Source organism: Chitinophaga parva, assembly GCF_003071345.1.
Lineage (GTDB): Bacteria > Bacteroidota > Bacteroidia > Chitinophagales > Chitinophagaceae > Chitinophaga > Chitinophaga parva.
Genome location: NZ_QCYK01000003.1, coordinates 639,436 through 654,022 on the forward strand (window position 1 = coordinate 639,436; position 14,587 = coordinate 654,022).

Sequence of the window (14,587 nt, forward strand, 5' to 3'; positions counted from 1 at the left end):
TTTTAAGATCACATCCTGAACGGATGATAAACCCAGGTTGATGAAGCGGAAATTAATTTACGGACTGTTAGGAATGATGTGCCTTACATGGCATTGCAAAGATCCTTACCGGCCGGATGTAACCAGTACGGATGTGCACTACCTCGTAGTGGATGGTGCCATCACGGGTGGGCAGGATGATACCACGGCGATCATGATCAGCCATACCCGCCCCCTCACAGATAATAACGCCAGCGGCCCGCTGGTGGATGCCGGGGCCCGGGTAGAGGTAGAGGCAAAGGACGGGCCCACGTACCCGCTTGTTTTTAACCCTGCCAGCAGTAAGTATGAGGCCACGGGGCTGCCCCTGCAGGCCGGCGCGGAATACCGCCTCCATGTATGGAGTGAACAAAAGGAATACCTGTCTGACTACACGCCTTACAAGCTAACGCCGCCCATAGATTCTGTGTACGGGGTGGAAGAAAAAGGTGGCATGCAGATCTACGTCAATACGCACGACGCCACCAACACCAGCCAGTACTACCGCTGGCGGTATGCAGAAACGTGGGAATACCACTCCAACTACCAGTCGCAGTTGAAGTTTGATACCTTGTCGCCCGATTTTGACCCGCTCCACCCGGACCTGGTGCCGCGGCCTTATCCTGAAATACAGGCGCTTTACCGGTGCTGGCATACGCTGCCTTCTTACAACATCTTGATAGGTACTACCAGCCAGCTTAGCGCAGACGTGCTGTACAAAGGGCCGCTGGTCTTCTTCTCATCAGGGGATGAGCGCCTGCAGGTGCTGTACAGCATTATGGTGAAGCAAACGGTGCTGACCCGGGAGGCGTATAACTATTGGGTGAATGTGAAAAAGATCACGGAGCAGATCGGGGACATCTTTGGACCCCTGCCTTCAGAGATCCATGGCAATATTCATAACGTGAACGACCCTGCGGAAACGGTGGTGGGCTTTATCACTGCCGCTTCCTCCATGTCCCAGCGGATCTTTATCAAGCCCCCGGCCGACTGGATACGGTCCCACTACAATTGCCCGGCGGACACGGTAGTGATCTGCGATCCCATGGAGCCCGACTGCGATCCATGGCAACGGCGGAAAGGATTGTTTGCCGGTGGCGGCTATTTCCCGCTGAACTGGGTTGACCCGCAGCTGCCGCATAACAAGATCCTGGCGGCAAGTGGTTCCTGCGTGGACTGCCAGTACCGGGGCGGTGTCAATGTAAAACCGGATTTCTGGCCCAATTAATTTTTGAACGTGATGAAAAGATGTCTTTTTATACTGGGTTTCCTGGTGGCCACCTGCTGTGCGCATGCGCAGGATGGGGTATACCGGGAACGCCTCTACGTAAATATGGACCAGGACCATTACCTGGCAGGTGAGTGGTGCTGGTTTTCCGTATATAGCCTGGATGCCGCCACAGACCAACCCCGGGTCTTCAGCCGCATTGCGTATCTGGAACTGCTGGATGCCCATGGCACGCCCGTGGTGCAGACCAAGCTGGCGCTGGACAGTGCGCGGGCACAGGGTGCCGTGCAGCTGCCGGCAGACCTGCCCAGTGGTACCTACACCTGGAGGGCCTACACCCGCTGGATGCGCAACTTCAGCAGTGAAGGCTTTTTTACGCAGCAGGTCAATGTGTACAATACCCTGCATCCTGAAGCAATGAACGGGGCGCATCTCATACCCGGTGCCCTGCAAGGCGCGCCGGATGCGGCTTTGCACTGCAGCACGGATAAGCCACTGTACGACCGCCGCAGCCAACTGGAGATCCGGCTGAAAACCGGCGTACCGGTCACCGGCCTGTCGCTCTCGGTGTTCCGCGTGGATACGGTGATGGAGAAAGTAAAGCTATCGCCGCAGGCCTACAAACACTACCCGCTCATCGATACGCTGCTGCCGGAGCTGCGGGGCAATATCATCACCGGCCGTATTGTAAACCGGGCTACAGGTACACCCGTGGAAGGCGTTATCGGCACGCTGTCCGTACCCGGCAGGAAGCCGGTGTTCCAGGCCGTGAGCTCCGATGCGAACGGGCGCTTTATTTCCGAACTGGAGGAGGCGTACGGCAATAGTACCCTGATCATGGAGTGCAGGGAAAAGCAGTACCGCATTATCCCCGATTACCAGTTTGCCCCGGTGCTTACGCCCGCCCAGGAAGCCGCGCGGGATAGCCTGCCGGAAAATGTATTGGAAGCGTATGCCACCCGCCATGTTTCCGCGCAGGTGGAGCATGCCTACCGGGAGCGCGACCTGGCCGCGCCACCTGCACCCCTGCGGGATAGCGTGCCTTTCTTTGGCCGCCCGGACGAAGAAATATTGCTGGATGATTATACGCGCTTTACCACTATGGAAGATGTATTCCGCGAGGTGATCAAGCAGGTGTTTGTGCGCCGCGCAGGCGGTGTGCTGCACCTGCACTGCTGGAACCTGGGCACGGAAATGATGGAGCACGATGATGCGCTGGTGCTGCTGGATGGGGTGCCGGTGTACAACAATAAGGAACTGTTTGAGTTTGACCCGCTGAAGATCCGCAAGATATCCGTGCGGGCAAGGCCGGTATATTACGGCCCCATACGTGCCGCCGGCGTGGTGTTCATGCAAACGTACAGTGGTGACCTGAAAGGCTACCCGCTGGACAGCACCCAGGTATCCGCACAGGATTTCGTAGGCCTGCAAAACCCGCATCCATTCCCGGCACCGGCCTATGTTTCGCAAACAGAGCGCAACAGCCGTTTCCCGGACTACCGCAGCCTTTTGTACTGGCAACCATCGGTGCGCTTTGATGCAGCCGGTGCCGCCACGGTACAATGCTATACCGGTGACCTGCCTGGGCATTACCTCGTAGTGGCCGCCGGGCTGGATGCCGGGGGTAAGCCTTGTTATACCACGCACGCATTTGATGTGAAGTAAACTGTTTCCACATACCACGGAAAAAGCAAGGGTGTATCGCGCTGGTCGATGCACCCTTTTATTTAGTGTTCCTGTACTTGCAGTGCTTTATTTTTCCGGGGGGCACACCTGCATGAAAGACACGGCGCTGCTGGCCTCATAAGATTGAATGGTGCCGGTGGGGCAGGGGATGGCGTAGTTGCGGTATGTAAGGCCCCTGGCCACATCGCGGTTACCCCAGGCGGTGTTGATGTTCTTGCGGATCCAGGGCAGGTATTGTGCCTGTCCGCCATCATTCACCAGGTTCATGATGTAGTGCGCAAAGATAGCTTTGAGCACCCCCTGCTCATTCCAGTCGCCCTCCGCGGGGAGGATACCGGCAGTGTCGCAAAGATGCTGCTGCGTGTAGTCTGCCACCTTCTTTGCATCGTCCAGGTAAGCAACGTCATTACTTTGCTGGTAGAGCATTACAGCGGCGCCAATGAAGGTGCCGTAGTTGTAAGTATAGTCGCTCCACCCCGGATTGCCTTTGATGTTGTTGTCTGCCACGCGGCCGGTGCTGCTGTTGTACAGGTTATGGCGCCCGTAGTTGAACACTGTTTTTGCTTTATCCAGGTAGCTGGTGTCTTTTGTGATGTTATACAATGTCATCGCGGCGATCACGGTGGGGAAGGTGATGCAGGAGTTCTTACCGGTGTGCTGGAAGTCCCAGAACATGCCACCATCCGCAGGATCAAAGGAGCCTGCAAACACGCGGCTGAAGCCCGCCTTGGCGTGGTCCAGGTATTCCGTATTGCCGGTAAGCTGGTGGGCGCGGGCCAGGGAAATGATCCACCACATCATATCGTCGTAGATAAACCATACGGTGGTGTTGTTCCAGTTATACTGGTCATACCGGTTCAGGCCACCGGTGTAGATGTCTTTCACTTTTTGCAGGTAGTCTGCGTTGTGGGTGCGTTTGTAGGCATCCATGGCCATGTCCCAGTACACGGCCTGTGTCCAGATGGCGCCTATACCGGTTTTCTCCGTGGTGGCGTAGTATAGTTTGTCCGAAGGACTGTAGCAGTACTGGTTGAAATTGTTATAAGCGGCCGTGGCGTCTGCATCCGTGTAATTGACGATGGCGGGCGTGGGTTTGCCCGGTGTAACCGGGGCCGGGTCATGTTTTTGCTGGCTGCAGCTGATGTAGCCTGCGGCCAGTAAGGGGACCAGGAACAGTAGTTTTTGCATGGTACGTTTCATTGGGTGAAGATAAGCATGGTTCCGTGTAAATGTAAACCGGCAGCGCGCAAAAGGCACTGCCGGCGGAAAGATGCTACCAGCCCGGGTTCTGGACCAGTTGTTTATCGTTATTGATATCGTTGTTCGGGATGGGGAAGAAGTAGTGGCGTTTGTTGAACACGCGGGTTTCAAACGGCACCACCTTCAGGAAGTCCGGCAGGTCTGCGCTGATGTTCAGGCCATACATCGGGCCATTCTCCGTTTGCTCGGCTATTTTCCAACGGCGCACGTCAAAGAAGCGGTTGTTCTCAAAGGCCAGTTCCACGCGGCGCTCTTTGCGGATCAGTTCCCGCAGCTCATCACCGGATTTGGGTGCCGGCAACGTGGCGGAGCCGTATTGGGGGATGCCCGCGCGTTCCCGGATCTTGTTCAGGTATTTCAGCGCTTCGGGGCTGTTGGGATTGGCTTCGTTCTCACATTCCGCGTAGCTGAGATAGATCTCTGCCAGGCGCATGAGGATCACCCCGCGGTCGTCTATGTCCCACTTGCCCAGGCTCATGGCTTTGCGCACAATGTAACCGGTAGTGGAGTGATCGCCACCGCCGGCTTTCATGCCGGAGTTGCCGGAGTAGAACAGTTCCGTGGTAATGGGCCCAAAGTCTTTGTTTAACCATGTGCTGTTGTTGTACGTGATGTCCACGTAAAACCGGGGCTCACGGTTTACCCATTGGTTGTAAGTGCTTTTGGGCATTACATCGGAGGGCGCCTGGAAGTCAGTGAAGCCGGTCTTTACATAGCCGGATTGCGGATCGTCAATGTTGCGGCCATTGGCCGTAAAGAAAGCGTCCACCATGTTCTGCGTAGCGCCCAGGCCACCACTGCCTCTTACATCGCCGGAAGAGGCGCCTGCGTGGTAGGGGCACAGCTCGTACTGGCGGGGGCCAATGGAAGACTGGCGGCGTTCAAAGATCACTTCCTGGTTCCAGTCTTTGAGGGTCACGTTGCGGCAGGAAAGATAGGGGTCAATGCTGCCATCCGCTTTCCGTTCCGTATAAAGATTGTAGGTGCTGCCGTCAAACTGGGTGAGGAAATCCTTGAAAGCCGCAGCTGCGGCAGCCCAGCGGGCAGGGTCAGCGCCCTGGTTGATCAGTTGTTTGCCATCCTGGTTTTTCAGGGCTGCAAGGTCCGTGTTACCGTTGTACAGCGGGCTGGCATTGTACATCAGCGCTGTGGCGCGGAAGGCCAGGGCAATGTCCTTCGTGATGTGGCCCAGCTGCGATGTGTTGCCGGATTGCTGTGCCTTCATGGTGGGCAGGTCCTGGGCCGCCAGTTGCAGTTCATTGGCTACGTATTGCGTGCACTCGTCGAAGCTGCTGCGGGGGATCTGGAGGTTGGTATCCACGGGTGTGGGTGTTTCGCCCAGGATCACCACCGGCCCGTAAATGCGCATGAGGTAAAAGTAGTACATGGCACGCAGGGCGCGGGCTTCCGCCTTGTACTTGGTTTTGCTGCCGGCATCCAGGTCGGTTACTTTATCCACGTTCTGGATAAATACGCTGGCGGCACGGATGCCTCTGTAAAAATTGGTCCAGTAGTCGCCCACGAAGCCTGAATTGGCATCCCAGTTACCGATATTCACATCATTGGATTGTACAAAACCCCATACGTAATCGGCTTCATCACTGCCGCCGGTCCAAAGGCCACGGTTGGTCACACCGCCGGGATTGCGCTGGCCGTATTCATCGGGTACCCGTTCGTACACGTTGGCCAGGAATTGTTCGGCATTGTGCCAGTTATGAAAAGTAAGATCTATGGTCAGCCGGTCATCCGGCACCTGGTCCAGGTAGTGTTTGCAGCTGGTCATGGTCAGCAGCACGGTGGCAATGGCTAATATTTTCTTCATAACGCGTTGCTTAAAAATTAGAATTTAACATTGATGCCGGCGGCAATGGTCCGTACGTTCGGGTAGCTGGCGCCATTGGCTTTACCCCCCTGGGTATTGATCTCAGGGTCCCACAGTTTAAAGTCGCTGAAGGTAAGCAGGTTGATGCCGTTCAGGTAAATGGAAGCGGCGCGCAGGCGGGTGCGTTTCAGGAAACTGGCAGGCAGGTTATAGGCCAGCTGTGCACTCTTCAGGCGCATAAAGCTGATGTCTTTCACCCACCAGGAGCTGGTTTGTGTATTGTTCTTGTTCTCAGCTTCGCCGTAGGCCAGGCGGGGATAGAAGGCATGCGGGTTGGGAGCGTCCACTGTCCAGCGGTCAGTTGCAACCGCATAAGCGTTGGTCTGGCCGCCACCGCCATTAAAGGGAATGATAGCGTCACCCCCCAGGTACACATCTGCATGCTGAACGGCTTCAAACAAAGTACCGAAGGAGAAGCCTTTGTAATCCACCGTAAAGCCAAAACCATAAGTAAGGGAAGGCACGTCGCCATGACCGATCTTTGTTACGTCGTACCCGTTGATCAGGCCATCGCCGTTGAGGTCTTTGTATTTGATATCCCCTGCTTTTACCGTTGATCTGTCACCCGGTACGGCGCTTTTGGCCACCTCGTCATCGCTTTGGAACAGGCCTTCTGCCACATAGCCATAGCGGGCGTTCACGTTATTGCCGCGATGGTTCATCCAGGGATAAGCCTGCGGTGGTGTATCGTCTTCCCGCAGTACATCTTTGTTCAGTGTCATGTTGCCGCGCAGTTGTACACCTACTTCGCCAAAATGGGTGTTGTATTCCAGGGATGCGTCAATGCCTTTGTTGTCCACTATGCCCAGGTTACCATACTGCTGGTTTTGCAATCCCATGAAAGCCACGTTGGACGCGCGTTGCAGGAAGATGCCGGTACGGTGTTCCTTGAACAGGTCCACGTTCACGCTCAGCTGGTCGTTCAGGGTATGAAACTCCATGCCCAGGTCCTGTTTATTGGATACGGACCATCTTACATTGGTACCGTAACGGTCTATGTAAATGCCATCCACGTGGTTCTTGCTGTCGCCAAAGGTATAACCCTGGTTGCCATCCTGGTTCAGCTTCGTGATGTAGAGGAAACGTTCGCCGGTGCTGCCAAGGCCGCTGTTACCATTGGAGTAGCGGAATTTCAGGAACGTAATGGCGTGCTCCAGGGGACGGAAGAATTTTTCGTTAGACACCACCCAACCGATGCCTACAGCAGGGAAAAAACCGTAACGGTTCTGCGGTGCAAACAGTTCTGAACCGTTATAGCCGAAGTTAAATTCCGCGAAGTAGCGGTCATCATAAGAATACGTGCCTTTACCTGCGTAACCCAGGTAGCGTTCCGGGATAGAGGTGATGAAATCATTGGCCAGTGCATTGGTCTTGTCACTGGAGTAGAACAGCGCCAGCCCGGACACCGTATGTTTGCCAAAAGTACGGTTGTAGTTGATGGCGGCTTCCGTGTAGAACTGGCGGGTGGTCTGCCGGTCGTTGTCATCCCGGTCAAAGCCGAGGAACTGGTCGCCGCTAAAGGTCTTTACCAGGTTCAGCGAACCATCGTCGTTGTAAGGTTTGTTCTGGTCCGGGAAGTAGGTGTCTTCACGGCGGGAACGGATGATAAAGTTCTGGTTATACGTATCAAAAGAGAACATAGCCGTGGCATTGAGGCCGGGCGTGATCATGCCCAGGTCCTGTGTGGCGCGGATGTTTGAATACAGTTGTGTCTTAAATTCATTACGGTAGCCGCGGCGGGTGAGGTCTGCATAAGGATTGCGGAAGCCACCGTTAGCGCTCTGGCCGGGCACAAAGCCACCGGGATACATGACGGGATAGGCCACGGGTGCGGCGTCCATGGCGCTCTGGAAAATATCTCCGGTATTGATGCCGGGATAGTTACCGTTAGAAAAATAACCCTGCACGCCTACATCCAGTTTGGTGGTCCTGGTCACCTTCAGGTTCAGGTTCGTGGTGAAATTATAACGGTTGTATTCCAGGGACGAATTGTATTTCTGCAGCGCGTCCGTTTTCAGGAAGCCGGATTCATTGTAATAGCCCAATGATACATAGTACTGCGCGTTCTCCACGCCGCCGCTGGCATTCAGGTTGGCCTGGCGCATGTGGCCATGCTTGTTGAACACCGCGTTCATCCAGTCCACGTTGGGATACAGCAGGGGATCTGCCTGGTCCTTTGTTTTCTGGATATAATCGTCGCTGTAAATGGGGTTGTGGTTGCGGGTGGTCAGGGCTTCGTTGGCCAGCTGCATGTAGGTAACGCCATCCAGCATTTTGGGGCGGCGGGTAAAGGTGGTCTGGCCTTCCTGGTAGTCCAGGTAGATCTGGGGCTTGCCCACTTTACCACTTTTTGTTTTTACGATGATCACCCCATTGGCGCCCCGCACCCCGTACACTGCGGTACCGGCAGCGTCTTTCAGCACCGTAAAGGATTCAATGTCTTCCGGGGAAATGCTGTTGATGGAGCGTTCTACGCCATCCACGAGGATGAGGGGATGGGAGTTGTTGCCCCCGCCAAAAGTGGAGATGCCGCGGATCCAGATATCCGCGCTGCCGCGGCCGGGCTCACCGGAGCGCTGTACGCCCACCACGCCTGCAATGCGGCCTGCCAGCATGCTGGTAATGTCGGACGCCGGCTGTTTGAGCTCCACCGGGCGGATGGAGGATTGTGCGCCCACCAGGCTGATGCGGCGCTGGGTACTGAAGCCTACCACGGCTACTTCGCCCAGCGACTTACTATTGCGCTGCAATTGCACCGCGATGTTTGTTTGCGAGCCTACCGTTACTTCCGATGTTTCATAGCCAATGTAGCTGAAGGAAAGCACTGCGGCAGGAGAGCCTACAATGATCTTGTAGCGGCCATTGGCGTCGGTGGCCGTCATTGTAGGGTTGCCTTTCACGGCCACGGCTACACCGGGCATGGGCTGGCCCGTTTCATCGGTCACCGTACCGGAGATGATGATCTCCTGGCGGCTTTCCGTGGTGGTACGGGCCGGTGGCGTGGTTTGCTGGCTGATCACGAGGATGTGATTTACCTCCGTGCATTCCAGCGTGGTGTTATTGAATAATTTGTTGAGCACCTGTTCCAGTGCTTCGTTATTGAACGTACATTTTTGCACTGCATAGGAGCGGAGCAACTGGCGGTCGTAAGCAAAGGTAATGCGGGTAGTTTGCTGCAGCGCTTTTACCGCCGTTTCCAGGGTACCGCTTTTGATCGCCACGGTAACGCGGGTATCCTTAAGCAGTTGCCCGCGCCCGGCATAGGCCGGCGCCATGAAGGCGACGGTAAAAAAGAGCACGACAATGAGTGCCTGACGGACTAAGTGTGTAGGCTTTCTTTTCATACGTGGTGAATTAGTAAATGGTTGAGGGCTGTGGTAGCCGGTTCATGGAATTTTGGTGACAGTTACAGTTTTCAAATCGGGCTTTTGCGCAAAAGCGGTATTTATTCATGAAGCAGCACCTGGTTCCCGATGCCGCTGATCTTAAGATGGTGAATGGCTGCCAGTACGGCCACCGCCTGTGCGGGGTCCATGTGGAGATCCAGTTCTGTGGTATAGCGTGTAGCCTTTACCGTAGCCGAGGTAGCGGTAATGCGTACGCCGAAGTTCTTTTCCATGAGCACGGCCATGTCTGCAAACGAAGCGTCGTTCAGTACCAGGGAACCATGCTGCCAGGCCAGCGCATCCGGCTCCATGGCCTGCACGCGCAGGGTGTGCGCTGTTTTATCCAGCAGCAGGGCCTTGCCTTGCGTGAGCACAGTGCCTCCACCGGCGCCTTCCACCTTTACCCGGCCGCTGCGCACGCTGATCTCCATAGTATGCAGTGCCGTATAGGCGTTTACGTTAAACGAGGTGCCCAGCACCGTGGTATGGAGGTCGCCGCTCTGCACGGTAAAAGGAGCGGAGGCGTTGGTCTTCACGTCAAAGAAAGCTTCACCGTCCACCACTTCAATGTGCCGGTGGGCACGGAAATCGTCGGCAATGCGTACGGTTGATCCGGCGTTGAGTGTCATCCGGGAACTGTCCGGCAATTGGAGGGTGCGTTGCTCCCCGTTGCGGGTATGCACTTCGTGGTAGGCCAGGGTGGAGGAAGGGCCTGCCTGCCGGTACCACCAGGCACCCAGGGCCAGCCCGCTTACCATTGCGGCAGCAGCGGTGGTGCGCACCCAGCGGCGGCGGTGGAAGGCGATTAAAATCGATTTAGCAGGCACCAATGCGGGACGGATGTGTTGCCACATTTCCTCGCTGATGCGGGCTTCCTCTTCCGCGGTGAGTTGCACCGGTGCTTCGGCGTCAAAATGCTGGTACCATTGTTCCACGGCGTGGCCTTCAGCAGGTGTATGCCGGCCCAGTAAATAACGCTGCAGCAGCTGGCGGATCTTTCTTACTTCCAAAACGTGCGTTTTATAGCTTATACAGAAAACGGACTGGTAGTACCAGTGCTGGTGAAAATTTTTTTCATACGTGGCAGGCCCCGGAAGGAACCGCTTTATTCACATATATGCGTAGTGTACACCAGGTACTAGTCCGGGTTTGATTTTTTTTAACAGGTTGGAGCGCTGAGCAGGTAACCCTTTCCGCCTGCTGGTAAAACAGGTTGGCATGCCGCGCAGGTGGTTGTTCCCATTTGCCGGCAGCTGCATATGGCAGGGCACAGGTGGCGTAGACAGCAGGATGAAATTGTTTTCAGGAACGGATATGACAGAATAAGTAGAACAAAAGGATGGCCCATTCGCCGGCGCTATTGGGGGCCAGGGCGGTACGCAGTCTCTTGAGGGCTTCTGTAAGCTGGTTCTTTACGGTTTGCTCTGAAACGTCCAGCTGGGCTGCAATTTCTTTGATGGGCAGGTCCTGTTCCCGGCTCATGCGGAACACTTGTTGCATGCGGGCAGGCAGCCTGCCCACTTCCGCGGCAATGCGGGCTTCCAGTTCCTTGGTCTCCGTGAGCTGGCTGGCAGCGGGTGTGTCGAGGATGTCAAAAAGCGCGGCTTTTTTGATCTCACCTGCCTGGAAGGCAAAGTGGCTGATCACCCGGTACTTGATGGCCGTAAATAAGTAAGGGGCCAGGCCGGCGCCGGACGGAAGGGATATTTCCTGGCGGCGTTTCCACAGGGAGATCATCACTTCCTGCACTAGGTCTTTGGCCTCGTCCGGGTCTACCCGCTGGCAGGCCTTGGTGTACAGGGCTTTCCAATACCGGTCGTACAGCTGCCGGAAGGCGGCCGTATCGTCTTGCTGCACGGCAGTGAGCAGTGCAGCGTCAGTTGGTAAAGACTCGTACCCGTGCATGTTAGAGGGAGAAGAAGTAAATGATACTGTTATCTGGCAGGGCCGAAAAATAATAAAACCCGGTGAATTGGCATGGGTAATTTTTGAAACCGGTGCGGGCCATGCCGGTGACAAACGGGGCTTTTCCTGGTACGATCTGTGGGTAAAACGATTTCAATACGAAATAATTCTGTAGAAATTCTAAATTTGCTGCTGGTTTTTCCTGAAGCTTCACCGCCCCGGCGGGACAATTTTACGCTGTACCTGATGAGAGTTACGATCAATTGCATGCTGGCTGCATTCACATTAAAGAAGAGCGCCTTTATCATAATATGCTTGTGCGCCTTTGCTGGTAGCGGGTTTGCGCGGGCGGTGGCAGGGTCGCCCAATGCCGTGGATACCCTGCTCACGGACACCCTGCCCACGGACACGCTGCCGCATGGGTCCCCCGCCATCACCGCGGCCGATACCACCGTGCTTTACCGCATTAACAGCACTTATTTCCTGAGCATCTGGCAAGACCTGAAATACACGGTGGCCAGGCCTGCCCACTGGGAGAAAAAGAACTGGCTGCAATTTGGCGCCGTAGCCGCCGGCACCGGTGTGCTGCTTGGGGCAGATCACTCCATCAAGCAGTTCATGATGCATAACCAGACGGTCACTACTACCCATATTACCAACCAGGTGGAGCCCTGGGGCAATGCGTATGCGCCTTACCTGATAGGCGTGGGCTACCTTACCGGGGTGGTGCTGCACGACCGTAAGCTGGAAAGCGGCAGCCTGATGGCCGCTAAATCCCTCGTGATCTCCACGGCTATCTACACCGCTATCAAGAGCGTAGTGCGGCGGGGACGCCCCACCTATTATGATGGCAACGTGAATTTCAGGCCTCCATTCAGTTCAGATAAATACCATACCTCGTTCCCCTCGGGGCATAGCAACACCGTGATGACAGTGGCCACTGCCCTTGCGGAGCTGTATGGCAAGGACTATCCCTGGGTGCCGTATGTGGCCTACAGTGTGGCTGGTCTTACGGGCATTACCCGCATGTATGAGAACCGCCACTGGAGCAGTGATATCCTGGTGGGGATGGCCCTGGGGCATTTCGTGACCCAGAGCGTATTCCGCCACTACCGGGAGCGGGAACATAAGCTGGCGCTGAAAATGCAGCAATACCATTAGGCAATAGTGTGAGATCCATACCCGTAAGCGGTTGTATCCCAATGGATGCAGCCGTTTTCTGTTGGTGAAAATATTCGCATCCGGAAGGGAAAAATTTCGCAGGCGATATTTGATACCACCCTTTTTTTAACTTGCACTTATGGAACAACTCACCATCCGCCCATTGGCATATGACGACGCTACCATAGCGGCCCTGGCGGAGCTGATCGTGGAAACGGTGGCCCATGGCGGTTCTGTGAGCTTCATGCATCCCTTTTCAATGGAAGATGCCCGCGCATTCTGGCAAAGTTCCCTGCACGCGGCAGGGGAGGGTAGCCGCATCGTGCTGGGTGCTTTCCTGGATGGTGCGCTGGCCGGTACCCTCACCCTGCTGCTGGAGTGCCCGCCTAACCAGCCCCACCGCGCCGAACTGGCTAAGATGATGACCGCCGTAACACACCGTGGCAAGGGCATTGCCCGCGCACTGGCCCTGGAAGCAGAAAAGCTGGCAAAGCAGCATGGCAAGTCCCTTATCAACCTGGATACCGCGGAAGACGAGGGTGCGGCCGGCCTGTATGAAAAGCTGGGCTATATCCGTGCCGGCCTTATCCCGGATTATGCCCTGAAGCCGCATGGCGGGCTAACGGGCACCATTCTTTATTACAAGCGCATTTAATCCCTATCCACCTGCATGAGCGTACAACCGGTTCACAAACTCAGGAAAGTATTAGGCGTAGCCTTTGGCATCGCCATCGTGGTGGGCAGCACCATTGGCGTGGGCATTTTGCGTACACCGGGCAGCATAGCAGCCCTGGTGCCCAGCGCCCCGCTCATCATGGCGTGCTGGGTGGTACTGGGGCTTTACATCCTGCTGTGCGCCGCATCGTACGCGGAGCTTACCGCCATGCTACCCAAGGCCGGAGGGGCTTACAACTACATTAAATATGCGTTTGGTAATTATGCAGGTTTCCTGAACGGGTGGCTGGATTATATCTGCAACATTACTGCGCCGGCGTATTTCTGTATTGTGATCAGCGAGTATGCGGTACTGTTATGGCCGGCCATGGTGCCTTTCAAGACCCTGGTGGCGCTAGGGGTACTGACGTTGTTTACCGCTATCCACCTGCCCGGGATCAGGGGCGGCGCGGCTACCCAGCAATTTACCAGTGGCCTCAAAGTGTTGCTCTTCCTGGTGCTGGTTGTAGGTTGTTTTGCCAGCGGGCATGCCAGGGGATTTGCGCCGGCGGCCAGGCCTTTGCTGCAGGGTGGACTGGTGTTGGGTATCATCAAATCATTGCAGCTCATCATGGGTACGTATGACGGGTGGATGTCGGTATCATTTTTTGCGGAAGAAAATGAAGACCCCGGCCGCAGCGTGCCCCGTGCTTACTTACTGGGCGCCCTGATGCTGATGATCATTTATGTGCTGATCAATGCCGCCATCCTGTACGTACTGCCGGTGCAGGCCATCGCCAGCTCGCCGCTGGCTGCGGCTGATGCGGCTGGCGTGGCATTTGGCAAATGGAGCGCCCCTTTCATGGTCATCATTTCCCTGTTCTCTTTACTCAGTATTCTAAATGCTTACATGATGATCCCTGCGCGCATTTTATTTGGCCTTTCGCGCGATGGTTTTTTTGTGCAGGCGGGAACCCGTGTGAATAAAGGCGGTACACCCTGGGTGGCATTGGCCATCTGTTACGTGATCACGGCGGTGCTGATCATTGTAAGCTCTTTTGAGCAATTGTTCACGCTGGCAGCGTTTATGATGAACATCACCACCGCCTTTACCTTTGCCTCCCTCATTGTGCTGCGCCGGCGGGAGCCCTTGCTGCCACGGCCTTACCGGGCATGGGGCTATCCGTTTTCCACCTGGCTGTCCATCCTTGTTACGCTGGCGTTACTGGTGGCTTTTGCGGTGAGCGATACCCGCAGTTTGCTGATCGTGCTGGGTATGATCGCGGCTTCTTATCCTTTGTACAAATTTGTGATCATTAAAAGGTAACGACAGGTGCTACCTGGTAAGGTGCCTGTTTGCGGTGCACAACCGGTAATGTCCGTTGTGGCCACTTTCCAGTATTGGGG

General features: G+C 55.6%; 11 protein-coding genes. 6 read left to right on the top strand and 5 right to left on the bottom strand.

Annotated elements, in window-relative coordinates; all coding sequences use genetic code 11:
• Positions 1-40: 40 nt before the first annotated feature.
• Positions 41-1,246, top strand: coding sequence for a DUF4249 domain-containing protein (locus tag DCC81_RS21815; RefSeq protein WP_108688788.1), 1,206 nt, complete (start codon positions 41-43; stop codon positions 1,244-1,246).
• Between the two features lie 12 nt (positions 1,247-1,258).
• The gene (locus DCC81_RS21820) at positions 1,259-2,911 is read left to right on the top strand and encodes a hypothetical protein (protein ID WP_108688789.1); all 1,653 of its coding nucleotides are present in this window, start codon (positions 1,259-1,261) and stop codon (positions 2,909-2,911) included.
• Between the two features lie 87 nt (positions 2,912-2,998).
• On the opposite strand, the gene DCC81_RS21825 is transcribed toward DCC81_RS21820, so the two are convergent.
• The 5 genes from DCC81_RS21825 to DCC81_RS21845 form a co-directional block, all read right to left on the bottom strand.
• Entirely contained in the window at positions 2,999-4,132 is a 1,134-nt protein-coding gene (locus DCC81_RS21825; protein ID WP_108688790.1) for a glycoside hydrolase family 76 protein, read from the bottom strand.
• Between the two features lie 73 nt (positions 4,133-4,205).
• Positions 4,206-6,014 carry a RagB/SusD family nutrient uptake outer membrane protein gene (locus tag DCC81_RS21830; RefSeq protein ID WP_108688791.1) on the bottom strand — a complete coding sequence of 603 codons (1,809 nt, stop codon included), beginning with the start codon at positions 6,012-6,014 and terminating at the stop codon, positions 4,206-4,208.
• A gap of 17 nt (positions 6,015-6,031) precedes the next feature.
• The gene (locus DCC81_RS21835) at positions 6,032-9,418 is read right to left on the bottom strand and encodes a SusC/RagA family TonB-linked outer membrane protein (protein WP_108688792.1); all 3,387 of its coding nucleotides are present in this window, start codon (positions 9,416-9,418) and stop codon (positions 6,032-6,034) included.
• 101 nt (positions 9,419-9,519) lie between these two features.
• On the bottom strand, positions 9,520-10,470 hold the full coding sequence (locus tag DCC81_RS21840) for a FecR family protein (RefSeq protein WP_108688793.1): 951 nt from the start codon (positions 10,468-10,470) through the stop codon (positions 9,520-9,522).
• Positions 10,471-10,762: 292 nt separating this feature from the next.
• Positions 10,763-11,365, bottom strand: coding sequence for a sigma-70 family RNA polymerase sigma factor (locus DCC81_RS21845; protein WP_108688794.1), 603 nt, complete (start codon positions 11,363-11,365; stop codon positions 10,763-10,765).
• Between DCC81_RS21845 and DCC81_RS25615 the strand changes: the two genes are divergently transcribed.
• From DCC81_RS25615 to DCC81_RS21860, 4 genes are all read left to right on the top strand, one after another.
• Complete coding sequence (locus DCC81_RS25615) at positions 11,364-11,540, top strand: hypothetical protein (RefSeq protein ID WP_165806693.1); 177 nt, start codon at positions 11,364-11,366, stop codon at positions 11,538-11,540. The genes DCC81_RS21845 and DCC81_RS25615 overlap by 2 nt on opposite strands.
• Before the next feature lie 71 nt (positions 11,541-11,611).
• Positions 11,612-12,526 (top strand): phosphatase PAP2 family protein, encoded by a 915-nt coding sequence (locus DCC81_RS21850; protein ID WP_133177763.1) that lies wholly within the window; start codon positions 11,612-11,614, stop codon positions 12,524-12,526.
• A 139-nt stretch (positions 12,527-12,665) separates the two neighbouring features.
• Positions 12,666-13,181 (top strand): GNAT family N-acetyltransferase, encoded by a 516-nt coding sequence (locus DCC81_RS21855; RefSeq protein WP_108688796.1) that lies wholly within the window; start codon positions 12,666-12,668, stop codon positions 13,179-13,181.
• A gap of 15 nt (positions 13,182-13,196) precedes the next feature.
• Positions 13,197-14,507 (top strand): APC family permease, encoded by a 1,311-nt coding sequence (locus tag DCC81_RS21860; protein ID WP_108688797.1) that lies wholly within the window; start codon positions 13,197-13,199, stop codon positions 14,505-14,507.
• Positions 14,508-14,587: the final 80 nt, after the last annotated feature.